Annotated in this window: 25 protein-coding genes and 1 tRNA gene; 7 read left to right on the top strand and 19 right to left on the bottom strand. The window is 65.3% G+C overall.

The window, feature by feature from the left end; all coding sequences use genetic code 11:
* Window positions 1–37: 37 nt before the first annotated feature.
* The 3 genes from JQ580_RS01010 to JQ580_RS01000 all read right to left on the bottom strand — a co-directional run bounded on the left by JQ580_RS01010 (window position 38) and on the right by JQ580_RS01000 (window position 2,495).
* Window positions 38–346, bottom strand: a complete 309-nt coding sequence (locus JQ580_RS01010) for an EthD family reductase (protein WP_100175035.1) — start codon at window positions 344–346, stop codon at window positions 38–40.
* Between the two features lie 230 nt (window positions 347–576).
* Window positions 577–2,283, bottom strand: coding sequence for an FAD-dependent oxidoreductase (locus tag JQ580_RS01005; RefSeq protein WP_212279168.1), 1,707 nt, complete (start codon window positions 2,281–2,283; stop codon window positions 577–579).
* A gap of 11 nt (window positions 2,284–2,294) precedes the next feature.
* On the bottom strand, window positions 2,295–2,495 hold the full coding sequence (locus JQ580_RS01000; RefSeq protein WP_212277899.1) for a hypothetical protein: 201 nt from the start codon (window positions 2,493–2,495) through the stop codon (window positions 2,295–2,297).
* A gap of 316 nt (window positions 2,496–2,811) precedes the next feature.
* On the opposite strand from JQ580_RS01000, the gene JQ580_RS00995 reads away from it, so the two are divergent.
* Window positions 2,812–2,886 (top strand) — tRNA-Thr (locus JQ580_RS00995).
* A gap of 59 nt (window positions 2,887–2,945) precedes the next feature.
* Complete coding sequence (locus JQ580_RS00990; protein WP_212277898.1) at window positions 2,946–3,296, top strand: RidA family protein; 351 nt, start codon at window positions 2,946–2,948, stop codon at window positions 3,294–3,296.
* 1,025 nt (window positions 3,297–4,321) lie between these two features.
* Here JQ580_RS00990 and JQ580_RS00985 read toward each other — a convergent pair.
* The 3 genes from JQ580_RS00985 to JQ580_RS00975 all read right to left on the bottom strand — a co-directional run bounded on the left by JQ580_RS00985 (window position 4,322) and on the right by JQ580_RS00975 (window position 6,103).
* A complete protein-coding gene (locus tag JQ580_RS00985; RefSeq protein ID WP_212277897.1) occupies window positions 4,322–4,798 on the bottom strand; it encodes a cyclic nucleotide-binding domain-containing protein in 477 nt (158 codons plus the stop codon).
* 149 nt (window positions 4,799–4,947) lie between these two features.
* Window positions 4,948–5,586 (bottom strand): ferric reductase-like transmembrane domain-containing protein, encoded by a 639-nt coding sequence (locus tag JQ580_RS00980; RefSeq protein WP_212277896.1) that lies wholly within the window; start codon window positions 5,584–5,586, stop codon window positions 4,948–4,950.
* Window positions 5,587–5,599: 13 nt separating this feature from the next.
* Window positions 5,600–6,103 carry a peptidase associated/transthyretin-like domain-containing protein gene (locus JQ580_RS00975; RefSeq protein WP_212277895.1) on the bottom strand — a complete coding sequence of 168 codons (504 nt, stop codon included), beginning with the start codon at window positions 6,101–6,103 and terminating at the stop codon, window positions 5,600–5,602.
* Between the two features lie 299 nt (window positions 6,104–6,402).
* Between JQ580_RS00975 and JQ580_RS00970 the strand changes: the two genes are divergently transcribed.
* Window positions 6,403–7,410: an LLM class flavin-dependent oxidoreductase gene (locus JQ580_RS00970; protein WP_212277894.1), complete on the top strand. Its 1,008-nt coding sequence runs from the start codon at window positions 6,403–6,405 to the stop codon at window positions 7,408–7,410.
* A 192-nt stretch (window positions 7,411–7,602) separates the two neighbouring features.
* Here JQ580_RS00970 and JQ580_RS00965 read toward each other — a convergent pair whose 3' ends face one another.
* The 6 genes from JQ580_RS00965 to JQ580_RS00940 are packed head-to-tail and all read right to left on the bottom strand — an operon-like array spanning window position 7,603 to window position 12,209.
* Window positions 7,603–8,478, bottom strand: a complete 876-nt coding sequence (locus tag JQ580_RS00965) for an amidohydrolase family protein (RefSeq protein ID WP_212277893.1) — start codon at window positions 8,476–8,478, stop codon at window positions 7,603–7,605.
* 11 nt (window positions 8,479–8,489) lie between these two features.
* Window positions 8,490–8,885, bottom strand: a complete 396-nt coding sequence (locus tag JQ580_RS00960) for a RidA family protein (RefSeq protein ID WP_212277892.1) — start codon at window positions 8,883–8,885, stop codon at window positions 8,490–8,492.
* Window positions 8,886–8,909: 24 nt separating this feature from the next.
* Window positions 8,910–9,713 carry a 2-oxo-hept-4-ene-1,7-dioate hydratase gene (hpaH, locus tag JQ580_RS00955; protein WP_212277891.1) on the bottom strand — a complete coding sequence of 268 codons (804 nt, stop codon included), beginning with the start codon at window positions 9,711–9,713 and terminating at the stop codon, window positions 8,910–8,912.
* A gap of 3 nt (window positions 9,714–9,716) precedes the next feature.
* A complete protein-coding gene (locus tag JQ580_RS00950; protein WP_212277890.1) occupies window positions 9,717–10,577 on the bottom strand; it encodes a fumarylacetoacetate hydrolase family protein in 861 nt (286 codons plus the stop codon).
* Window positions 10,578–10,622: 45 nt separating this feature from the next.
* Window positions 10,623–11,240, bottom strand: coding sequence for a flavin reductase family protein (locus JQ580_RS00945; RefSeq protein ID WP_212277889.1), 618 nt, complete (start codon window positions 11,238–11,240; stop codon window positions 10,623–10,625).
* 3 nt (window positions 11,241–11,243) lie between these two features.
* Window positions 11,244–12,209 (bottom strand): Bug family tripartite tricarboxylate transporter substrate binding protein, encoded by a 966-nt coding sequence (locus JQ580_RS00940; RefSeq protein WP_212277888.1) that lies wholly within the window; start codon window positions 12,207–12,209, stop codon window positions 11,244–11,246.
* Between the two features lie 126 nt (window positions 12,210–12,335).
* Here JQ580_RS00940 and JQ580_RS00935 point away from each other — a divergent pair, with 126 nt between their 5' ends.
* The 4 genes from JQ580_RS00935 to JQ580_RS00920 all read left to right on the top strand — a co-directional run bounded on the left by JQ580_RS00935 (window position 12,336) and on the right by JQ580_RS00920 (window position 16,410).
* Window positions 12,336–13,127 carry an IclR family transcriptional regulator gene (locus JQ580_RS00935; RefSeq protein ID WP_212277887.1) on the top strand — a complete coding sequence of 264 codons (792 nt, stop codon included), beginning with the start codon at window positions 12,336–12,338 and terminating at the stop codon, window positions 13,125–13,127.
* A 153-nt stretch (window positions 13,128–13,280) separates the two neighbouring features.
* Window positions 13,281–14,576: an O-acetylhomoserine aminocarboxypropyltransferase gene (locus JQ580_RS00930; RefSeq protein ID WP_212277886.1), complete on the top strand. Its 1,296-nt coding sequence runs from the start codon at window positions 13,281–13,283 to the stop codon at window positions 14,574–14,576.
* A 4-nt stretch (window positions 14,577–14,580) separates the two neighbouring features.
* The gene (locus tag JQ580_RS00925; protein ID WP_212277885.1) at window positions 14,581–15,363 is read left to right on the top strand and encodes an alpha/beta fold hydrolase; all 783 of its coding nucleotides are present in this window, start codon (window positions 14,581–14,583) and stop codon (window positions 15,361–15,363) included.
* 315 nt (window positions 15,364–15,678) lie between these two features.
* Complete coding sequence (locus tag JQ580_RS00920; protein ID WP_212277884.1) at window positions 15,679–16,410, top strand: SDR family NAD(P)-dependent oxidoreductase; 732 nt, start codon at window positions 15,679–15,681, stop codon at window positions 16,408–16,410.
* A gap of 125 nt (window positions 16,411–16,535) precedes the next feature.
* On the opposite strand, the gene JQ580_RS00915 is transcribed toward JQ580_RS00920, so the two are convergent.
* From JQ580_RS00915 to JQ580_RS00885, 7 genes are read right to left on the bottom strand one after another with little or no spacing between them, the layout of a single operon-like run.
* The gene (locus JQ580_RS00915; RefSeq protein WP_212277883.1) at window positions 16,536–17,147 is read right to left on the bottom strand and encodes a pyridoxamine 5'-phosphate oxidase family protein; all 612 of its coding nucleotides are present in this window, start codon (window positions 17,145–17,147) and stop codon (window positions 16,536–16,538) included.
* A gap of 22 nt (window positions 17,148–17,169) precedes the next feature.
* Window positions 17,170–17,766 (bottom strand): phosphonate metabolism protein/1,5-bisphosphokinase (PRPP-forming) PhnN, encoded by a 597-nt coding sequence (gene phnN, locus JQ580_RS00910; RefSeq protein WP_212277882.1) that lies wholly within the window; start codon window positions 17,764–17,766, stop codon window positions 17,170–17,172.
* A complete protein-coding gene (locus JQ580_RS00905) occupies window positions 17,763–18,920 on the bottom strand; it encodes an alpha-D-ribose 1-methylphosphonate 5-triphosphate diphosphatase (RefSeq protein ID WP_212277881.1) in 1,158 nt (385 codons plus the stop codon). Before JQ580_RS00905 ends, phnN begins: the two co-directional genes overlap by 4 nt.
* 11 nt (window positions 18,921–18,931) lie before the next feature.
* The gene (gene phnL / locus JQ580_RS00900; RefSeq protein WP_212277880.1) at window positions 18,932–19,630 is read right to left on the bottom strand and encodes a phosphonate C-P lyase system protein PhnL; all 699 of its coding nucleotides are present in this window, start codon (window positions 19,628–19,630) and stop codon (window positions 18,932–18,934) included.
* 8 nt (window positions 19,631–19,638) lie between these two features.
* On the bottom strand, window positions 19,639–20,436 hold the full coding sequence (phnK, locus tag JQ580_RS00895; protein ID WP_212277879.1) for a phosphonate C-P lyase system protein PhnK: 798 nt from the start codon (window positions 20,434–20,436) through the stop codon (window positions 19,639–19,641).
* Window positions 20,429–21,325, bottom strand: coding sequence for an alpha-D-ribose 1-methylphosphonate 5-phosphate C-P-lyase PhnJ (locus JQ580_RS00890; RefSeq protein ID WP_212277878.1), 897 nt, complete (start codon window positions 21,323–21,325; stop codon window positions 20,429–20,431). Before JQ580_RS00890 ends, phnK begins: the two co-directional genes overlap by 8 nt.
* The gene (locus JQ580_RS00885; protein WP_212277877.1) at window positions 21,322–22,425 is read right to left on the bottom strand and encodes a carbon-phosphorus lyase complex subunit; all 1,104 of its coding nucleotides are present in this window, start codon (window positions 22,423–22,425) and stop codon (window positions 21,322–21,324) included. Before JQ580_RS00885 ends, JQ580_RS00890 begins: the two co-directional genes overlap by 4 nt.
* Window positions 22,426–22,428: the final 3 nt, after the last annotated feature.

Raw genomic sequence — 22,428 nt, 5'->3', positions numbered from 1 at the left:
AACGACAGCAATTTTTGACGAAAGTTGAATCGAACCCTCACACTTCCTTGGTGTCGAAGATCAGCAGATCGGCGCCGCCGCTGGCGAATTTCGGCACGTCGCCTGCGGCCGCCTTGCCGGCTTCGCTGCCGAAGGCCTTCTGGATGTCGCCCACGCTGTCGAAGGTGAGAATGGCGACGAGATGAATCCCCGACGGTCCGGCGGGGGAGCCGACCGCGCCCGTGCTGACCGCGTACTTCTTCAAGCCGGGAAGTTTCTTGGCGAGCGGAATGTGGGTCTCGGCATAATGCTTGTCGAAGGCGGCAGCATCCTTGGGCGTCTTGTAGAGCACGACGAGTTCGGCCATTGAGTCCTCCCTTTTGAATCTTTGTTCTTCCACGCGCGATTGGCTTCGCGACGACCGGATAGTCCGTGGGACACGGCAAGATGGCAAGCCTCATTCGACTTGCCATTCGCTTGTCTTGTCCTTGACGAGAACCTCGTTCCGCTACCGATGGACTCGAAACGAGGCTCTAGATTCTTGTTTTGGTGCGTTTTCTTGACGCGAACCAGACTCCACTTTGCTTGAAAACGCTTTCAAAGCGACGGCTTTGCGGCGTCACCGAGATAGCCGTGCAGGGAGGCCACGACCTGGGCGCCCTCGCCGATGGCGCCGCCGACCCGCTTGACCGAGCCGGAACGAACGTCTCCGACGGCATAGACGCCGGGCACGGAGGTCTCGAGCGGCGCCACCAGCTTGCCTTGGTTTTGCTCGGACTGCGCACCGGTCACGACGAAGCCGGCGCGGTCGAGCGTCACGCCGCAGCCGTCGAGCCAGGAGGTGGCGGGGTCGGCGCCGACGAACAGGAACAGATTGCGGATGTCGGCAGAATCCTCGTCATCGGACAGTCGGCTCTTCCAGCGGATTCGCCGCAGCAGCCCGGCCTCGTCGCCCTCGAGCGCCGTGATTTCGGTGTTGAACATCAATTCGATGTTCGGGGTCGCTTCGATGCGCTCAATCAGATAGCGCGACATGCTGGCGCCGAGGCCGCCGCCGCGAATGATCATCAGGACTTTTTTGGCATGCCCCGACAGGAACACCGCGGCCTGCCCAGCCGAATTGCCGGCGCCGACCAGCGCCACCTCCTCGCCGGCGCACAGCTTCGCCTCGACCGGCGAGGCCCAGTACCAGACGCCGCGGCCTTCGAACTTGTCGAGATTGTCGATCTCCGGCCGGCGATAGCGCGCGCCGCTCGCAACCACCACCGCCCGCGCGCGCAGGGGATCGCAGCCCTCGAGCGCGACCGCGAAGGCGCCGTCCTTGCGCGTGCAGTCGAGCGACTGCACCGTCACGGGAATCATGATGTCGGCGCCGAATTTCTGCGCCTGCGTGAACGCCCGCGCGGTCAGGGCCTGGCCGGAGATGCCGGTGGGGAAACCCAGATAGTTCTCAATTCGCGCGCTGGCGCCGGCCTGGCCGCCAAAAGCCCGGATGTCGAGCACGGCGACGGACAGTCCTTCGGACGCCCCATACACGGCGGTCGCGAGCCCGGCCGGGCCGCAGCCGACCACCGCGACGTCGTAGATGCGGTCGTTGCGCGGACCGCCGATCATGCCGATTGCGCGCGCGAGCTCGGTCTCGCCGGGATTGCGCAGCACGTTGCCATCAGGCGCGACGACCAGCGGCCAGTCTTCGGGCTTCGGCGAATAGCGCGCGATCAGTTCGGCCGCGTCGCGGTCGCGCTCGGGATCGAGCAAATGGTGCGGCTGGCCGTTGCGGGTGAGGAAACCCTGCAGGCGCACCACGCCGGCCGAATGCGACGGGCCGATTAGCACCACGCCGCCGACGCCGGCCTGCAGCAGATTGACCCGCCGCAGGATCAGCGCGCGCATGATGCGCTCGCCGAGCTCGGCCTCGGCCACCAGCAGCGCACGCAGCCGCTCCGGCGGCAGCAGCAGCGTCTCGACATCGCCCTCGGCGCGGCCGTCAACCAGCGCCGGCCGGCCGGAAAGCTGGCTGAGTTCGGCCAGGAATTGTCCCGGCCCCTGATCGATCAGTGGCGTGACGTTGCCGAGCCCGTCGCGCTGGGTGATGGCGACATGGCCCTTCAGCACAACGAACATGCCCGGCCCGACTTTGCCGGTCTCGAACAGCAATTCGCCATCCTCAAAGGTGCGAACTTCGCCGAAATGCCTGACCCGCTCGATCTCGGCGGGCGTCAGCGTCGGAAAGGTCTGCTCGGGGCGGATGAAGCGCGACATCAGCGTTTCACCGTCATTGGGTTGCTGTCCGTTCTGCCCCATCGTCTTCTCACTCATTCCGAATTCCAGGTGCCGGCATTGCCGGCGGTCCCCTCATTCAGGGAACCATCTTCAGTCTGCGAGGGCTCGCTGCCCGCGGCGCGTTCCCGCGCCTGCAGCTTGCGCCGTTTGAGGTTTTCGCGCAGCGCCGATTTCAGCCGGTCGTCCCGGGACGTCCTCGCCCGGTTCGTGCTCTTGTCGGTCTCGTCGGCCATCAGGGGTCCACTACATCGGTCGGCGGCAGGATGCCACCGAATGGCGACAGCTCAAGAGGCGAGCGCGATCCAATCGTGCGAAACGCGAAATGGATCGAATCCGATGCCTGGAGCAACTGGCCAGTTGGCGGGGATATCGGAACCCGAATCGCCGAAAAGTCGGCGTTTTCGCGCCGAAATGGGCATTCTTGCCCCGATATCGGCCCGATTTTCTCGGTTTGACCGGCCTAGCAAGCTTGCACAGGAGGGGGGCTTGTGGCAGATATCGCCCCGCTTGGTAGCGCCCCCTCGGGCGCCCGATTCTTCACCAGCACATGCTGCCGTAGCTCAGTGGTAGAGCACTCCATTGGTAATGGAGAGGTCGACAGTTCAATCCTGTCTGGCAGCACCATTTTCCCCATCGAAGCGAGCCCTCCCTTTAGCGTGCCCGCAACACCCATGGATGCGATCGTGATCAATCGTTCCCTGCCCTATGAAGGACTGCTCCACGAGATCGTCGAGCACAACGGCGTGCTCTATCTCGGCGGCATCGTCCCTGAAGATGCGGGGCTCGACATGACGGGCCAGGCCGACGATGTGCTGCGACAGTTGAAGACGCTGCTCGATGGCGCCGGCTCCGATCTCTCCTGCGTTCTGCAGGTGACGATCTTCATGGCTGATCTCGCCGACAAGGCGGCGTTCAACGAGGTGTGGAAGCGCTATTTCACCGCGAACCATCTGCCGGCGCGTGCGGCCGTGGGCGTAGCGGATCTCGGCCCGGGCGTCAGGCTGGAGCTGACTGCGATCGCCGCCCGCAAGTGATACCCGAGCGACGTCGCCGAGGCGCGACGCTTCGGTCATTTCTGAATTCACACGTGAAGCAGCGTTCTCGCGGCTTGAAACGCCCGAGTTTTGCTCTCCTCTTTCGCCCTCTCTTGTGAAGAGGGCGCAGGGAAGACCGGGTGCCGGCTGGCACCCATGACCCGCTGCGCGAAGAATTTGCACACGCAAATGCGCAGGCGGACAACAGGTGGGCCGGAAAACACCCGGCCTTCCCTGCGCGATGGGTTGACGGCCTATGCCCGCTCTCCCCGGAGCCGAATTCCTTCTGGCCTCCGTCACCTCGCGAAAACCGATGCACCGCGTCCGGTTGGCCGATGCATCTTCGCGAAGGCTTGGCTGTAGCAACGACAGCCAGGACCACGTGGTTTAGCCGTACGCGACGGCGCCGTTCGTCACACGGAGAAAGACCTCACGGGGATTACCCGCCCTGGTCCCGCCTTGCCGTGCCCGACGCAGCCGCGTCCACCGCACCCCGGCCCACGTTCGTTGCGACATACGATCGCCCCTCTCCTCGGGCCGGGATGGCGGAAATATGCCGCAATTCCGAATTTCGGTAAAGTGGAATATTTTTGCGACGGGGTCTTGACGGGCTTGCGGTGTTTCGCCCGACGGGTCGCGATCGGGCCCGGGTAAGGTTAATCCTTCCTTTCGATTGTCGGTAAAATTTTATCTATTATGGTCTTCGTCATTCGTGACGACGACCAGGGGCTTCAAATAGTGTTTGCGTTTTTCTTGATCGCGACCGGGACTGCGCTGCTTCTCTCCGGCATTGTCGCCTTCGGTTTTCACAGAAATTCACTTCACTCGATGGCGTTGCTGTAGCCGTATCAGGGCGCGGGCTCGCGAGTCGGGCGGCTTGTCCGCAAGCGCACTGCGCCCTCCGTCATTGCGAGCGTAGCGAAGCAATCCAGGATCTTTCCGCGGACAGAGTCTGGATTGCTTCGTCGCTAGAGCTCCTCGCAATGACGAGTTGAGAGACCTTCGTCATCCCATCCTATGCATGATCAATTGTCGTTATCCGCTGTGCGCCTCGCGAACCGATCGTCCGCACGGCGCAGCCGGCGACACAGCTCCCGGTTGATGTTCTGCAGCACGATCACATAGGCGTGGATGTCGGCCTTGTAGCAGGCGTAGAGATTTTGCGCGGTCAGCTCGTACAACACTGTCGGACCTTCCGCGACCACGGTGGCTGAGCGATTCTGCATTTCGATTAGCGTCATCTCTCCGAAGAAGTCACCGGGCTGCAGCAGGGAAATCGGGATGACACGGCCCGCCTTCGTCCGCTTGCTCACTGCGAGACGCCCGGATTTGACGATGAACATCGAGCGGCCCGGCTCGCCTTCCGACACGACGGTGCTTCCGGCCTCGAAGCTGCGCTCGACCAGCATCGACATCAGGAGGTCGAGGCTCGGCTGCGGCAGACCGCCGAAAAACGGCGTACCGAGCAGGAACGCTTTCAGATCGGGGGCCGTCACGGTCATTACGCGAGGTTACGCCGCGTCGCCGACTGCGGCAAGCAGAGCTGCGGAAGCCCGGATGGAGCGCAAGCGTAATCCGGGGCCGTCAGCCACGGATGCAGTCGTCCCGGAGTGCGCTTTGCTTCATCCGGGCGACGACTCTCGGCGCGGCGTCACTGCCGCGCGCCGCTCTCCCCGCGTAGCGCCCTTCGCTTTCGCCACACCTGCAGGTCGATCATGACCTTTGCAGTTACCGCAAGGACCAAGACGCACAACGCCACTTTCGACACCGTCTCCATCGTCCCTTCGATCAAAAGGCAATGGACCACGCTGCCCGCGACGATGACGATCGCCAGCGGCATGTGAATGAAGCGCCAGGTTCGCGGTCGCAATTCCAACCGCCGGCGCAGGGACGCCAGCAGCGCAACAATGAAGATCGCCCACATCGCGGTCACGCCAAAGGGCGAGAACGGCGTCGGCGAGGCGTAGGTCAGGGCGTCGATCATGTCGGGCGGGCTGGTGATCCAGAGCCCAGCGACGTGGATCACCACGGCCAGCACCAGCGCGCCGCCGATCCAGTGATGGGCGCGCCGGCCGCGATAGGCCGACAACGGCGGCAGATAGCCGCCGATCAGCAGGGGCTGCACCAGCACGAGAGCGAGCGCAACGATTCCGGCAAATCCGGAGAGGACGTAGACCGGCCCGCGCCATGCGAGTTGCTCGCTTGTCGCAGCCAGCGCGACCGGCACGCCGATCGCCAAAGCAAGGGCAATCCAGATCAGGATCACCCGTGCCGATCTCCATCCCATCATTTGCTGGCCCGGATCAGGCCGGCTGCAGGACGAAATGCGCCTCGAGGCTGGTTTCCTTGGCGCTCCGCATCACCGGCCGCAGGAACACGGTTTTGAATTCGCCGCTGTCATAGGCGAGGTGCCCGTGCGGCTGGCCGAAGATCGGAATGATCTGCGGCATCTCCAGCCGGAACTTGCCGTCCTTGTCGGTGAGCGTGGCGCCATGGCTCTGCGGCTCGTGCTCCTGGCCCTCGACCGTGTGCGCCCAGATCTGGATGCGCTGCCCGGCGAGGGGAGCGCCGTCGCCGGCGCGGCGCACGGTGCCGCTCATCCAGAAGCCGCCTTTGCCGATGCGATCCACGACCGCGGCGCCCTTGCGGTAATTGTTCGCACCACCCGACATCGACTCGGTCGGTGCGACGCCTGCCGCGCGGGCGGGCAGCAGCATGCCCGGCATGCTGGTCGCGAGAACGCCGGTTGTCAGAACGGAGCCGCCGGCGACCAGCAGGTTGCGGCGGTTGAGTACGACCTTGGTCATGTGGGTTCCTCCCGGCGTCGGCTGCGATTGTGCCCCGACCGCATTGGGACACGAGTCCGCCGTGTCATGTCGGCGCAAGACTACAACAATGGGCGGGAAACGCCCAGCTGACGCCACGGGCGCCACAGGTCGCAATAACAGTGTTGTGAACGGGTTCGGGCCGCTCGAACGGCGTCCTGCAGGAGCGAGCGATGCGGCCGCTATCGAAGCGTTGCTCGATGGCATGACAAAGTGCTCTACCCATCCCGCGCGCGGACATTACATGTGGTCGCACACCCCTTTCCGCCGGTACCCGCCCCATGATCCCCTTCTCAGTGCTCGACCTCGCGCCTATCCGCCAAGGCGGCGACGCGGCGCAGGCGTTCCGCAACTCGCTCGATCTCGCCCGGCACGCCGAAGGCTGGGGCTTCAAGCGGTTCTGGCTGGCCGAGCATCACAACATGACGGGAATCGCGAGCGCTGCGACATCGGTGGTGATCGGCCACATCGCGGGCGGAACGACAACGATCCGCGTCGGTTCCGGTGGCATCATGCTGCCGAACCATTCGCCCCTGGTCATCGCCGAGCAGTTCGGCACGCTGGCTTCGCTCCATCCCGGGCGGATCGATCTCGGGCTCGGGCGTGCGCCGGGCACGGATCAGTTCACCGCACGTGCGCTGCGGCGCGACCTTGCCACCAGTTCCGAGAATTTCCCGCAGGACGTGCTGGAATTGCAGGCTTTGCTCGGCGACGTGCAGCCGAACCAGACGATCCGCGCCGTGCCCGGCATGGGAACGAAAGTGCCGCTGTGGATCCTGGGATCGAGCACCTTTGGCGCGCAGCTCGCAGGCATGCTCGGCCTGCCCTTCGCCTTCGCCTCGCATTTCGCGCCGCAGATGATGATGCCGGCGCTGCGCGAATATCGCGCGCGCTTCGAGCCCTCGGCGCAGCTCGACAAGCCCTATGCGATGGTCGGGGTCAACGTGTTCGCCGCCGACAGCGACGCGGAGGCGCAGCGGATGTTCTCTTCGCTACAGCAGCAGTTCATCAATCTGCGCCGCGGCACGCCCGGCCCGCTGCCGCCGCCAGTGGACGACATGGATGCGCTGTGGTCGCCGGCGGAGAAGGCCATGGTCGGCCAGTCGCTGTCATGCTCCGCGGTCGGCTCGCCCGATGTGGTCGAAACCAAGCTCAAGGCGCTGATCGCTGATACCGGTGCGGACGAGCTGATGACGACGGGACAGATCTACGATCACGCCGCGCGGCTGCGCTCGTTCGAGATCGCGGCCGGGGTGCGGGACCGGCTGGCGAAGCAGCCCGTGGTGTGAACGCGTTGAACGCTCGGCCGCGCCTAGCTGTACAACGGTGAAGGTGCGCTCCCTCCCCCGCTTGCGGGGGAGAGTTGGGGAGAGGGTGTCTCAACAATGGGACAATCCCCGAGAGGAAAGAGCCCTCACCCCGACCCTCATCCGCAAGCGGGTAGAGAGAGCCGCCGCGTTCGTGGCCGGCCCTTGAAAACTTTAATCCGCAAACCCGAACAGCTTTGCCGGATTGTGCACCAGGATCTTCTCCAGCTCGGCCTGGTCCGCGACATAGCGGTACATCAACTCGAGCAGGTCGGCGTCGTTCGGCGGCTGCTTGACAGAGACCGGATGTGGCCAGTCGCTGGCCCAGACGCAGCGGTCGACAGCGGCTTCGATGTAGGCGCGCGCGATCGGAATCACGTCGTCGTAGGGCGCACCCGTCTTCGAGGTCTTCTCGCCGAGCGACAGCATCACCCAGAAATTGCCCTTGGCCAGCAGCTCGAGCATCTTGCGCAGGTTCGGATCGGCCTTGCCGGCCTCGGGATCGGGGCGGGCCATGTGGTCGATCAGCACGGGCACGTCGAGATTCTCGTACTTGGCGACGCTCGACATGATGCCGTCCTTCTCCGGCTGGATCTTGACGTACCAGCCAAGCTCGCGGATGCGCGCGATGGCGCGGGCGAAATCGGCATCCGACAGCACGGCGCCGAGCTCCTGGCGAAAGCTGAAGCGCGCGCCGCGCACGCCGGCATCATGCAGCTTGGCGAGGTAAGAGTCGCTCGCCTCGGCGAACACCAGCGCGTTGGCGCAGCCACGATAGTTCGGCCCCATCGCAGCGAGGCCGTCGAGCACGACGGCATGATCGGCGCCATAGGTCGTGGTCTGCACGATGATGCCGCGCTCGATGCCGAGCGCCTTGTGCATGCGCAGCGCCGCTTCCCAGGTCGCGGTCGGCATCCGATAGGCGGCGCCGGGACGCTCAGGATATTTGTCGATGGGACCCAGCACGTGAAACTGGCTGTCCACGGTCTTCGGCGGCGGCGCCTTGCTGGGGCGGCGCGGGTTGGGATCGAACGGCAGATAGGTCGGCATGCGAAACTCCCTCAGTCAATCACGGCGGTGAAGTCGCACTGCACCAGCGCGCCGCCGTCCATGTTGTCCATCGGCAGCGCGTGACGCGCGGGCCGGGAGTGCTCGTCCGGAAACATCTTGAGCCATTCGACATTGACGGGCCCGCGATTGCCGCGGTCCTTCAGCCACACCGTCATCTTGATGATGTCGTCGGTGGTGCCGCCGGCAGCTTCCACCGTCGCCTTCATGTGCGCGAACATGTTGGCGCATTGGGCGTCGAGACTTTCCGGCATCGCATTGGTCGCGGGATCGCGACCGAGGATGACGCCCGACATCACGAGATTGCCGATGCGGCAGGCGTTCGGAATCGGATTGACGTGCTTGAAGCCGCCGATGTGGATGCTCCTGCGCCGTGACTGACCACTCATGGTGCGCTCCCTCCTGTTATTGCTTCAGACGAACTGGCATGACACAGAGCCAAACGGGCCGTAATCGGCATGGAACGTGTCACCGCGGCGGATGTCGACCGGCCGCGTGAACGATCCCGCCAGCACGACCTCGCCGGCGGCGAGATGCTCGTCATGCGGCGCGAGGCGGTTGGCGAGCCAGGCGATGCCGTTGGCGGGATGATTGAGCACGCCGGCGGCAAGCCCGGTTTCCTCGACCTCGCCGTTGCGGAACAGCAGCGCGCCGATCCAGCGCAGATCCGCATCCATCGGGCGAATCGGCCGACCGCCGAGCACCAGCGCGGCATTCGCCGCATTGTCCGAGATCGTGTCCATGACCTTGCGCATCTTGCCGGTCTCGGGATCGACGCGATGCATGCGCGTCTCCAGGATCTCCAGCGCGGGCGTGACGTAGTCGGTGGCGTTGAGCACGTCGAAGATGGTACAGTCCGGCCCGCGCAGGGGCGCCTTCAGCACGAAGGCGAGCTCGACTTCGATGCGCGGCGCGTGGAAGCGGTCGAACGGAATGGGCGTCGCGTCGGCATAGAACATGTCGGCGAACAGCACGCCGTAGTCGGGCTCGGAGATGCCGACCGCGTTTTGCATTGCCTTCGAGGTCAGGCCGATCTTGTGACCCTTGATGATGCGGCCGCGGCCAAGCTGCAACTTCGTCCAGGCGCGCTGGACGGCGTAGGCGTCCTCAATCGCGAAATCGGGATACTCCTTCGTGAACATCGGGATCAGCGTCTTGGTGCGCTCGGCCTCGTCCAGGCGCGCGGCGAGGCGTTCGATCGTGACGGCATCGAGCATGGTCTATTGCTCCGCCGCGACGGTGTTGCGCAGCACGCCGATGCGGCTCGACTCGACCTCGACGACATCGCCAACCCCGAGCCAGCGCGGCGGGTCGAAGCGAACGCCGGCGCCCGTCGGCGTGCCGGTCACGATCATGTCGCCGGGTTTCAGCGTCGCGAAGGTCGAGAGATAGGAGATCAGGTAATCGAACGGGAACATCAGCCGCTCGGTCGAGTCCTGCTGTCGCACCTCGCCGTTGACGCGGGTGGTGAGGTCATGAGGTCCGCGCGGATCGAGCTCGTCCGACGTGACGATCCACGGACCGATGCTGCCGGAGCGATCGAAATTCTTGCCTTGCGTGACGTTGAACTTGCCGTGGCGCAGCCAGTCGCGGATGGTGCCCTCGTTGCACAGCGTCATGCCGAAGATGTGCGCCCAGGCCTGCTCGCGCGGGATGTGGCGGCCGCCCTGCCCGATCACGATGACGAGCTCGCCTTCATAGTCCAGCTGCTCGGAGACCTTCGGCTTCTCCAGCGGCTGGCCGGAGCCGGTCATCGATGACATGCTGCGCACGAACAGGCTCGGATATTTGGGCAGGTCCGAATTGTCTTTATATTCGGCGTTGCGCTCCGCGTAGTTGACGCCGATGCACCACAACTTTTCCGGTGCCAGCACCGGCGGCAACAGCACGAGGTCGTCGATCACATAGTCCGGCTTCGCGCCCGCAATCGCTTCCTGCGCATCGGACAGCGCGTTGGCCGCGATCAGCGCCTTCACGTCGGAAAAGTCGCGGCCGATTCGCTTCGTCAGGTCGACGACACCGCCTTCGACAGCGGCGCCATAGCGAGGCTCTCCGTCCAAGAGATAGCTTACGAGTCGCATGGCGTTTTCTCCAATGGTGACTACGGCGGCGCAATGAGCGCGCGCTCAGTCTTTCGATTTGGGCGTCTGGAATACGGTGTTCAGCGTCACGATCTCGCCGAGGCTGGCGTAACGGGGACCGCTGATGCGCGCGATCGGGTCGAGCGCCTTGGTTTCGACCTTGCCGTCGTTCACGAGCCCGTCGCGCAAATGGAACATCACGACCTCGCCGACGATCAGCCGGCTCCTGGCCTCGCCGAACTCAAGGCACTGCCGAAAGCGGCATTCCATCGCCACGGGCGCTGCGGCCAACCGCGGCACCTTGATGCGCTCGCAGGGCAGCGTCTCCAGCCCGAGATGCTCGACTTCGCTGATTTCGGGCGGATGCTCGATCGAGGAATCGTGCAGCGCCTGCATCAGCGGCGTATCGGCGATGTGGATGACATACTCCTCGGTATCGAGGATGTTGTGCGCCGTATCCTTGTAGTCCGCGCCCTTGCGGCCGACGCTGATGGCCAGCATCGGCGGCTTCTGCGACACGAAGGTGAAGGCGCTGAACGGGGCGAGGTTGAGCACGCCCGTTCGCGACAGGCTCGTCACCCAGGCGATCGGACGCGGCACCACGATGCCGGTCATCAGGCGATAGATGCGCTCGGCGCCGAGCTCGGCCGGATCGATCCGCATCGATCAATCCGCCCTGATGTTGGCCTTGCGCACGACCGGAATCCACTTGGCGTCCTCGCGCACGAGATAGGCCTTGAACTCGTCCGGCGTCATCGCGACCGCTTCGCCGCCGAGCTTCTCGAATTTGTCGACCACCGCCGGATCCTTCAGGATCGCAGCCAGCGTCTCGTGCAGCTTGTCGATGACGGGCGCCGGCGTGCCGGCCGGCGCGAACAGGCCGGTGAAGGTCTGGCCGTCGAAATCCTTGTAGCCGAGTTCGGCGAAGGTCGGCACGTCGGGCAGCGACTTCAGCCGGTGCGGGCTGGTCACGGCGAGCGCGCGGAACAGGCCGGCCTTGATGTGCTGGAGGCTGACCGTGAGCTGGTCGAACGCGAACTGTACCTGGCCGCCGAGCAGATCGTTGATCGCCGGCGCGTTGCCACGGTAGTGCGCGGTGACCCATTGCAGGCCGAGATTATCCTGCATCAGTTCGCTGAGCAGATGATTGGTCGTGCCGGGGCCGGGCGAGGCCATGGTCAGCTTGCTGGGCTCGCGCTTGGCGAGGTCAATGAATTCCTTGAACGTGTTGGCCTGCACCGACGGATGGACCTCGAGCACCAGCGGCGTCATCGAGATCGTCGAGATCGGCATGAAGTCCTTTTTCCAATTATAGGCTTCGCGCTTGTTGATCTCGGTCGCGAACAGCACCGGGCCGTTGGCGCCGACGAACAGCGTGTAGCCGTCAGGCGCCGACTTCGCGAAGGCTTCGCCAGCAATCATGCCGCCGGCGCCGGCCTTGTTTTCGATGATGAAGGGCTGGCCGAGCTTTTCCTGAAGCTTGTCGGCGACGATGCGTGCGGCGGTGTCGACATTGCCGCCGGCCGGATAGGGCACGATCAGCTTGACGCTGCGCGCCGGCCATTGCTGAGCCGATGCAGGACCCGACAGGATCGCGGTCATGGCGGCTATGGCAATTGCGATTAATCTCATGTTAACCTCCCGGCAGCGCTTCCGTTTCACGTTGCGTGCGGCGATGCGCACGGCAACTCGATTGGGGCGCAATCTCCAGACGCGCGCTTGTCCTGTCGAGTGAATTGTGGCGTTCTTGTCCATATTATGGACAGGACGAGACTCACCCGTAACGCGATGGAGCCACGGCAGGGCGCACAGGCGATCCGGCGCGCGCTCGCAGTGCTGCGTATTCTCGCCGCAGGCCGCGAGGACGGAGTGCCATTGGCCGAGGTGATCCGGGCAACCGGCCTCACCCGCCCCACCGTGCATCGCATCGTCCACGTACTGATCGAAGAAGGCATCGTCGAGCGGCACGAACGGAACGGCCGCTACGCCATCGGCAACCAGGTGCCGGAACTGGCGCTGGCACGGCCGCGGCCGACGCGGCTGCTGATCGCCGCCAATCCGTCGCTGCAACGTGCTTCCGCCGAAATCGGCGACACGCTGTTCCTGACGGTGCGCACGGGAAACGACACGTTGTGCGTCGATCGCAGGATCGGAATCTATCCGATCCAGGTGCTGTCGATCGAGGTCGGCGCGCGCCGGCCGCTCGGCGTTTCCAGTGCCGGCGTCGCCATCCTCGCCGCCATGCCGGCGCCGGAGGCGCGAAAGATCGTCGCAGCCAACGAGAAGAGGTTCGAGGCCTACAAGACCGACGTGGCGACCGTCCTCGGTGAGGTGACCGCCGCGCGACGGCTGGGATACGGCCTGAGGGAGATCGGCCTCGTGCAGGGGACGAAATCGATCTCGACCTGGATCAAGACGCCGGACGGGCGACCAGCCGCAGCCATCACCGTCTCGGCCGTCAGGACGAGGCTCGGACCAAGGCGTGAGCAGGAGGTCGCGGAGATATTGCTGCGCGAGGCGCGGACCATCGAGCAGGCGATCGGGGGTTAAGCTGCGCCAGAAATGGTTGTACTCATGCTGCAACGACGTCATCGCCGGGCTTGTCCCGGGCATGACGACGTCCTGCGAATAGTCAATGGGCTGACGCCGCACTCCGTTTTATGGCACAACGCCCCCAGCACCGACCGACCAACGAGGCCATGCATGCCCGCGCCAAAGCCGCCTGCCTTCGAGACCCTGAGCCTGCATGCGGGCCAGCATCCGGATCCCGCGACCGGGGCTCGCGCGGTGCCGATCTACCAGACCACGTCCTACGTGTTTCAGGATTCCGATCACGCCGCGGCGCTGTTCAACCTGGAGCGCGCCGGCCACATCTATACGCGCATCTCGAACCCGACCACCGGCGTGCTGGAGGAGCGGCTCGCCGCGCTCGAAGGCGGCGTCGGCGCGATCTGCACCGCAAGCGGCATGGCCGCGCTGCATCTGGCGATCGCGACACTGCTGAGCGCCGGCGATCACATCGTGGCGTCGAGCTCGCTCTATGGCGGCACCATCAACCTGCTGGCACACACGCTGCCGCGCTTCGGCATCACCACCAGCTTCGTCAAGCCGCGCGACCTCGATGCGTTCCGCGCGGCGATCAAGCCCAACACGAAGCTCGTGATCGGCGAGACCATCGGCAATCCCGGCCTGGAAGTGCTCGACATTTCTGAGGTCGCGGCGATCGCCCATGAGGCGAAGATTCCGCTGCTGATCGACAACACCTTTGCCACGCCCTATCTCAGCCGGCCGATCGAACTCGGTGCCGACATCGTGATGCATTCGGCCACCAAATGGATCGGCGGCCACGGCATCGCGATCGGCGGCGCCATCATCGACGGCGGCCGCTTCGACTGGCGCGCGTCAGGCAAGTTCGGCGTGCTGACCGAGCCGTATGGCGGCTATCACGGCATCGTCTTCGACGAGCAGTTCGGGACCGCCGCCTTCATCATGCGCGCACGCACCGAGGGCCTGCGCGATTTCGGCGCCTGCCTGTCGCCAACCAACGCGTTCCAGCTACTGCAGGGCGTGGAGACGCTGGGCGTGCGCATGGACCGCCACATGCATAACACGCATCTGGTGCTGGAAGCGCTGCAATCCAACAAGGCGGTCGACTGGGTGTTGCATCCCTCGCTGGAGACGCACACGGATTATCAGCTCGCCAAGCAGCTCTTGCCGCGCGGCGCGGGCTCGATCATCTCCTTCGGCATCAAGGGCGGCCGGCCCGCGGGCCGCAAGTTCATCGAGAGCCTGCGCATGATCAGCCATCTCGCCAATGTCGGCGACGCCAAGACGCTGGTGATCCACCCGGCCTCGACCACGCATCAGCAGATGGATGCCGAACAGCTCAAGGCAGCCGGCATTGGCGAAGAACTGGTCCGTCTCTCGGTCGGCATCGAGACGGCAAGCGACATCATCGACGATCTCGCGCAGGCGCTGCGCATCTCGCAGAAGGTCTGACCTCATGAAGCTCTCCGTCAACGGCCTCGAGGTGTTCGTCGCAACCGGCGGCCGCGAGTTCGACAAGTCGCTGCCTGCAGTCGTCTTCCTCCATGGCGCCGGCTTCGACCATTCGACCTGGGCGCTGCACACGCGCTGGTTCGCCCATCACGGGTTCGGCGTGCTGGCGCCGGATCTTCCGGGCCACGGCCGCTCCAGCGGACCTTCGCTCGGCAGCATCGCCGAGATGGCCGACTGGACCGCGGCGCTGCTTGATGCGGCGGGAGCTGCGAAGGCACATCTGATCGGCCATTCCATGGGATCGCTGATTTCGTTGGAGACGGCGGCGCGCCATCCCGACAAGGTCAGCGCGCTGAGCCTGATCGGCACCGCCGCGACCATGACGGTCGGCCCGGATCTGCTGAAGGCGGCGGAGGCCAACTCGCAGGATGCCAACGACATGGTCTCGATCTGGGGCCTCGGCTTCAACGCCGAACTTGGCGGCAGCCTCGCGCCGGGCCTGTGGATGCATGGCGGCGCGCAGGCGGTGCTGAAGGCGTGCGAGCCGGGCGTGCTGTTCCGGGATCTCTCCGCGTGCAATGCCTATGCGAATGCACTGACCGCCGCCGCAAGTGTGAAGGTGCCGACAACGCTCATTCTCGGCGAGCGCGACATGATGACCCCGGCGAAGGCCGGCAAGGCGCTGGCTGCTGCCATCCCGCATGCGAAAACCGTCATCGTGAAAGGCGCCGGCCACATGATCATGGCCGAGCGGCCGGACGAATTGCTGGCGGCCTTACGGAACTGAAAAGGATCAATCGTCAACGTCGTGCGTTTCGATTGCGATCGGCCTGTCCGAGCCGCGCCGCGCGGGCGTCGATCTGCCGCCACCGCGCAAGGGGCGCACCAAGACGTCGACCCGCCGCAGCGCCAAATACGCTTATGAGGTGGGCCAGGGCGAGCGCACCCCGAAGCGCCGCCAAGGTCCGTTCCACAGCCGCAATGAAGGCAGCGCGCACCAGGGCGCGTCGCGGGAGCTGACACCGTGTAGCGACCTTGTGAGTTGAACGACAGCGGCTGCCGTTCGACGATCGGGCTATCGTCGGATCAATTGGAGCATGACATGTCGAACAATCTCGCTGGACGCACGGCGCTCGTGACCGGCGGCTCGCGCGGGATTGGGGCAGCCGTCTGTCGAGCACTGGCCGCATCAGGCGCAGCAGTGGCAATCAACTGCCGCGAGCAGATCGGGCAGGCCGAACAGGTGGCGGGCGAAATCGTCAAGCACGGCGGCCACGCCATTGTCGTTGCCGCCGACGTCTCGCAGCGCGAGGCTGTGGCCGACATGATCCGGCGGGTGACGGCCGGGCTCGGGCCGATCGATATCCTGGTCAACAATGCCGGCATCGCCATCACGCGCGGCGTCGACGATCTCACCGAGGAGGATTTCGATCGCACCATTCTGGTCAATCTGAAATCCGCGTTCCTGTGCACGCAGGCGGTGCTGCCGTCGATGCGCGCGCGAAAATGGGGCCGCATCGTCAACATCTCCTCCGGTGCTGCGCGCGGCGCCGGCTCGATCGGCCCGCACTACAATGCATCCAAGGCAGGCCTGGAAGGTCTCACGCGAGGCTATGCAGCTCGCCTGGTGAAGGAAGGCATTACGGTCAACGCGGTCGCACCTTCCCTGATCGAGACCGACATGATGAGCGGCCAGCCACAGCTCGTCAGCCGCATCCCGCTCGGCCGTTTCGGTACCGCCGAGGAGGTGGCGCAGGCGGTGATGCTGCTGGTGGACAATGCCTATATGACCGGGCAGACCATCGCGCTGAGCGGCGGGATGGCGTTTAACTGACGGGGACACTGTGAAGGCGGGCTTGTCCCGGCCGTCGACGCCTTGCCATGTAGCGCAAGACGTGGATGCCCGGGACAAGCCCGGGCAAGACGATATCTTTACGGAGGCGCGGCGTTTGAAGCACCTTACCACATCGTCGCCGCCGCCCGTTCCGGCCAGATGCGATCGTACTCCGCGCCGCCGACCTTGTTGTCGCTCATCTCGGCGAGGATCTGGCCGGGCGTGGGCAGCGTCTTCGGGTCAATGCGCTTGTCGGGATTCCAGAGATCGGAGCGGACGATGGCGCGGGCGCACTGGAAGTAGATTTCATCGACCGTCATCACCATGACGCTGCGCGGCGCCTTGCCCTCGACCTTGAACGAGGCCAGCACCTCGGGATCGACCGAGAGATGCGCGCGGCCGTTGACGCGCACCGCGTTGCCCGAGCCGGGGATCAGGAACATCAATGACACGCGCGGGTCGCGCACGATGTTGCGCAGGGAATCGACCCGGTTGTTGCCGCGGCGATCCGGCAGCATCAGCGTCCTGGGATCATGGATCCGGACGAAGCCGGGCAGGTCGCCACGCGGCGAGCAGTCGATGCCCTCCGGCCCGATGGTGGCGAGCGCCGCGAACGGCGCCTTCTCGATGAAGATCCGATAAAGCGGGGTGACGTGGTCGGCGACTTTCACGGTCGAGGCGTCACCGACGTCACCGTAGATGGCCTCCAGCTGTTCGACCGTTTCAATCACCGTCATTCCGCTCTCCCTGCCGTGGCGGCTAATCCTGCCAGCCTTCGTTCCTGATCACTCGCACCAGCTGGCGGGCGTGATATTCCGCGCTGCCGGCATTGAGGATGGTGACATCGGCCTGCGCCGACCTGTCGTCGACGCTGCGGGTGAGGCGTTCGGCGATGTCGCCGTCGCTCTGCCGCGCCCTTGCGGCCAGCCGCGCGGCCAGCACGTCCGGCGGCGCCGTGATCGCGACCACCACGACATCAACATAGGTCTGGCGCAACGCGCCGATCACGGTACGCGAAACGTTGGCGACGACCGTGCGGCCGGCGCGGATATCGTCGTTGATGTCGAGCGGCAGGGCATAGGAATGCCCGTGCGCGTCCCAATGCACGGCGAAATCGCCATGCTCGCAGGCGCGGCGGAATTGGTCCGGACCGAGCGCGACATTGTCTTCGTCGGCGGAGGATTCACGCGTCACGATTCGGCGCGGAAAGACGATGTCATGATCGTCAACGCAGGCCGCCTGTGCCAGTCGCAGCAGCGTGTCCTTGCCGGCGCCGCTGGGGCCGACCACCAGCACGAGCCGGCCGGGGCCGATCGCGCCGGCCTGCCCGTCCGCCATGGTCGCTGTCTCGCTCATGCGACGCGGCTTCCTTCGCGCCAGACGCTGCGGACCACGGGAATCTGGCCTGCGACATGCACGCGAATGAGGTCCGCGCGCTTGCCGATCGCGACCTCGCCGCGGTCGGTAAGGCCGACCGCCTCGGCCGGCGCCTTGGTGACCGTGCGGATCGCCGCTGGAAGGCTGATGGCGGGGACATGCTCGGGCAGTTGCAGCGCCCCCATCAGGAGGCTCGACGGAATGTAGTCCGAGGACAGGATATCGAGCAGGCCTTCACGGGCGAGATCGACCGCGGCGATGTTGCCGGAGTGCGAGCCGCCGCGCACCACGTTCGGTGCGCCCATCAGGATGTCGATGCCGGCCTCGTGCAGGCCGCGCGCGGCCTCCAGCGTGGTCGGAAATTCCGCCACCGAGACGCGATCGCGCACGGCGTCGGCGACGTTCTCCTCCGTGGTGTCGTCGTGGCTCGCCAGCGGAATTTTATGCGAATGCGCCAGAGACACGATCTCGCGCATGTTCGCCGCGGCATATTTCTTCTGGTACTCGAAGCGCTTGGCAAACAGCTCGTCGAGCTCGGCATCGGTCTTGCCGCCGCCCTTGCCGCGGTAATAATCGCGCAGCTTGACCTCGTCGCGGAACTGGCGCTGGCCCGGCGTGTGGTCCATCAGCGACATCAGCTTGACGTCGGGACGGTCGATCAGCTCCTTGGCTTCCTCGACCACGCTCGGCATCGGGATTTCGCAGCGCAGATGCAGGAAGTGGTCGGCGCGCAGCAGGCTGGCCTCGCGCGCGGTCGTGATCGCGGCGGCGAGCACGCCGGCGCGGCCGTCGACTTCCTCGGCGCCGTCCTCGCGCCAGACCCGGAGCGAGTCGAACACGGTGGTGATGCCCGACGTCGCAAGCTGCCCGTCATAGGAGATCACGGCGGCGACCGGATTCCAGAACACCTTCGGGCGCGGCACGTAATGGGCTTCGAGATGATCGGTGTGGAGCTCGATCAGGCCCGGCATGATGAGGTCGCCGCCGGCATCCTCGGCACCCGCAGGCGCGGTGCCCTCGCCGATCTCGGCGATGCACCCGTCGGCAAGAGCAAGCCAGCCCTGCTCGATCACCCGGTCCGCCAGCACGATCCTGGCGTTGGCGATCACAATGTCCTTCGGCTTGGCGTTCATTTCCCTGTCCCTCAGGCCGCGGCGGCGAAGCTGGTGACGTCGACGATGCGGTCGGCAATCAGATGGCGGATTTCGTCGTCATGGACAATGGCGACCATGGCTGTGCCCTGGCGCTTCTTCTCGGACACCAGCTCGACCACCACCGCGCGGTTGGCGGCGTCGAGCGAGGCGGTCGGCTCGTCCAGCAGCAGGATCGGCAGGTCCGAGATGAAGCCGCGCGCGATGTTGACGCGCTGCTGCTCGCCGCCGGAAAAGGTCGCGGGCGGAAGTTGCCACAGACGCTCGGGGATGTTGAGCCGGTGCAATAACTCGCCGGCGCGGGCCTGCGCCTCGGTGCGGCTCATGCCGTTCACGATCAGCGGCTCAGCGACGACGTCGATGGTGGCCACGCGCGGCACGGCGCGAAGGAACTGGCTGACATAGCCGATGGTGGAACGGCGGACGTTGAGCACCTGCCGCGGCTCGGCGCTGGCGAGATCGATCAGCGCGCCGCGGTGGCGGATGCCGATGCGGCCGCTATCGCATCGGTAATTGCCGAAGATCATCTTGAGAATCGACGACTTGCCGGCGCCTGATGGCCCCGACAGCACGACGCACTCCCCCGGATTGACCTGGAAGGTCACACCGCTGACCACGGGTAATTCGATGCCGCCCTGCAGGTGCATCGTAAAAGTCTTTTTGGCGTTGGCGACGTCGATCATAGCGGTCATCTCTGAGCTCATGGCGGCAGGATCGAGGAAACGAGGAGTTGGGTATAGGGCTCGCGGGGATCGTCGAGGACCTGATCGGTAAGACCGGTCTCGATGACGCGGCCGCCCTTCATCACCATGACGCGGTGCGAGAGCAGCCGCGCAACCGCGAGATCGTGGGTGACGATGATAACGGCGAGCTGCAGCTCGGCGACAAGGCTACGCAGGAGGTCGAGCAGGCGTGCCTGCACGGAGACGTCGAGGCCGCCGGTCGGCTCGTCCATGAACACCAGGCGCGGCTCGGTAACGAGGTTGCGGGCGATCTGGAGCCGCTGGCGCATGCCGCCGGAATAAGTCCGCGGTGCATCGTCGATGCGCGCGGTGTCGATCTCGACGCGCGTGAGCCAGTCGGAGGCAGTCTCGCGGATGCGGCCGTAGTGATTCCAACCCACCGCCATCAGCCGTTCGCCGACATTGGCGCCGGCCGAGACCGCCATGCGCAGGCCCTGCGCGGGATCCTGATGCACGAAGCCCCAGTCGGTACGATACAGGAAGCGCCGCTCGGCCTCGCCGAGCGAAGCGAGATCGCGGGCGACGCCGTCGCGCATCCGGTAGGACACGTGGCCAGCGCTGGCCGCAAGTTGGCCCGAGAGGAGTTGCAGCAGCGTCGACTTGCCCGAACCTGATTCTCCCACGATCGCCAGCACCTCGCCGGGATAGAGCGCGAAGGAGACGTCGCGGCATGCGGCAATGCGGCCGAAGGATTTGCTGATAGAGGTCGCAACCAGCAGCGGCTGGTCGTTTTCGAGCGCGGCCTGATCAACCATTTATGCCTCCTTGCGCCTTCTCCTTGTAGGGCGCAGCGCTGAGGCTGCCGTGATGGCCGGCGGCCTGGCGGCTCTCGCAATAGTCGGTGTCCGAGCACACGAACATCCGCCCGCCCTTGTCGTCGGTGACGATCTCGTCGAGATAGGAATCTTCGGCCGCGCACAGCGCGCAGGGCGCGTTGAAGCGGTAGGGCTCGAACGGGTGGTCATCGAAATCGAGCGACACCACCTGCGTATAGGGCGGGATCGCATAGATGCGCTTCTCGCGGCCGGCACCGAACAATTGCAGCGCCGGGCAATTATCCATCTTGGGATTGTCGAATTTCGGCGTCGGCGACGGGTCCATCACGTAGCGCGCGTTGACCTTGACCGGATAGGCGTAAGCGGTCGCGATGTGGCCGAAGCGGGCGATGTCCTCATAGAGCTTCACATGCATCAGGCCGTATTCGGCGAGCGCGTGCATGCGCCGCGTCTCTGTCTCGCGCGGCTCGAGGAAGCGCAACGGCTCCGGGATCGGCACCTGATAAACCAGCACCTGATTCTCGCTCAGCGCCGTCTCGGGGATGCGGTGACGGGTCTGGATCACAGTCGCATCTTCGGTCGCCGTGGTGGTGGCGACGCCGGCGGTCTTGGCGAAGAATTTGCGGATCGAGATCGCGTTGGTGGTGTCGTCGGATCCCTGGTCGATCACCTTCAGCACGTCGGCGGGCCCGAGGATCGCGGCGGTGACCTGCACACCGCCGGTGCCCCAGCCATAGGGCATTGGCATCTCGCGGCTGGCGAACGGCACCTGATAGCCGGGAATCGCGATCGCTTTCAGGATGGCGCGGCGGATCATCCGCTTGGTCTGCTCGTCGAGATAGGCGAAGTTGTAGGCGGGCGCGTTCATTCCGCGGCCTCCTTCATGGCGTCAGGCGCCTGGGCATCGGTGAATTCCTTGCGCAGCTTGCGGAGCAGGCCGAGCTCGGACTGGAAGTCGACGTAATGCGGCAGCTTCAGATGCTCGACGAAGCCGGTGGCCTGGACGTTGTCCGAATGCGACATCACGAATTCTTCATCCTGCGCCGGGGCCAACGCCTCTTCGCCGAGCTCGCGGGCACGAAGCGCGCGATCGACCAGCGCCATCGACATGGTCTTGCGCTCGCTCTGGCCGAAGGCGAGGCCATAGCCACGGGTGAAGCACGGCGCTTCGGTCGCAGAGCCCTTGAACTGGTTGACCATCTGGCATTCGGTGAGTTCGATCGAGCCGAGCGGCACGGCGAAGCCGACATCCTCCGCCAAAAACTCCACCTCGACCTCGCCGAAGCGAATCTCGCCGGCGAAGGGATGGTTGCGGCCGTAGCCGCGCTGGGTGGAATAGCCCATCGCCAGCAGGAAGCCCTCGTCGCCGCGCGCGAGGTTTTGCAGCCGCAGATCGCGATCCGCCGGAAAATTCAGCGGCTCGCGGGTGAGATCGCCGACGCTGGCGCCGTCCTCGGCCTGCGGCGAGGATTCGATCAGGCCATCACGGCCGAGAATGTCGGTCACGCGCGGCGTCGGCGCCGTGGACGCATCAGCCATTGCCGGCGCCTCCGGCACAAAACCTTGCGCGAGCGCGGGATCGAGCAGGCGGTGGGTGTAATCGAAGGTTGGTCCAAGGATCTGGCCGCCCGGAATGTCCTTGAAGGTCGAGGACACCCGCCGCTGCACCCGCATCGCGCCGGTGTCGACCGGCTCGCTGGCGCCAAAACGGGGCAAGGTGGCGCGGAAGGCGCGAACCAGGAAGATCGCCTCGATCAGGTCACCGCGCGCCTGCTTGATCGCGAGCGCCGCGAGCTCGCGGTCGTAGAGCGAGCCTTCGCTCATGACGCGGTCCACGGCGAGCCCAAGCTGTTCCGAGATCTGGTCGAGTGTGATTTCCGGAACGCTTTGGTCGCCCCGCCGCTTGTCTGCGAGCAGGCGATGGGCGTTCTCGATGGCGCGTTCGCCGCCTTTGACTGCGACATACATGCT

Origin of the sequence: Bradyrhizobium sp. SZCCT0148, from assembly GCF_018129985.1 — a bacterium.
Taxonomy (GTDB): Bacteria; Pseudomonadota; Alphaproteobacteria; order Rhizobiales; family Xanthobacteraceae; genus Bradyrhizobium; species Bradyrhizobium japonicum_H.
The sequence above is the reverse complement of the archived record's forward strand: the minus strand, read 5'-3'. Positions and strand labels throughout refer to the sequence as shown.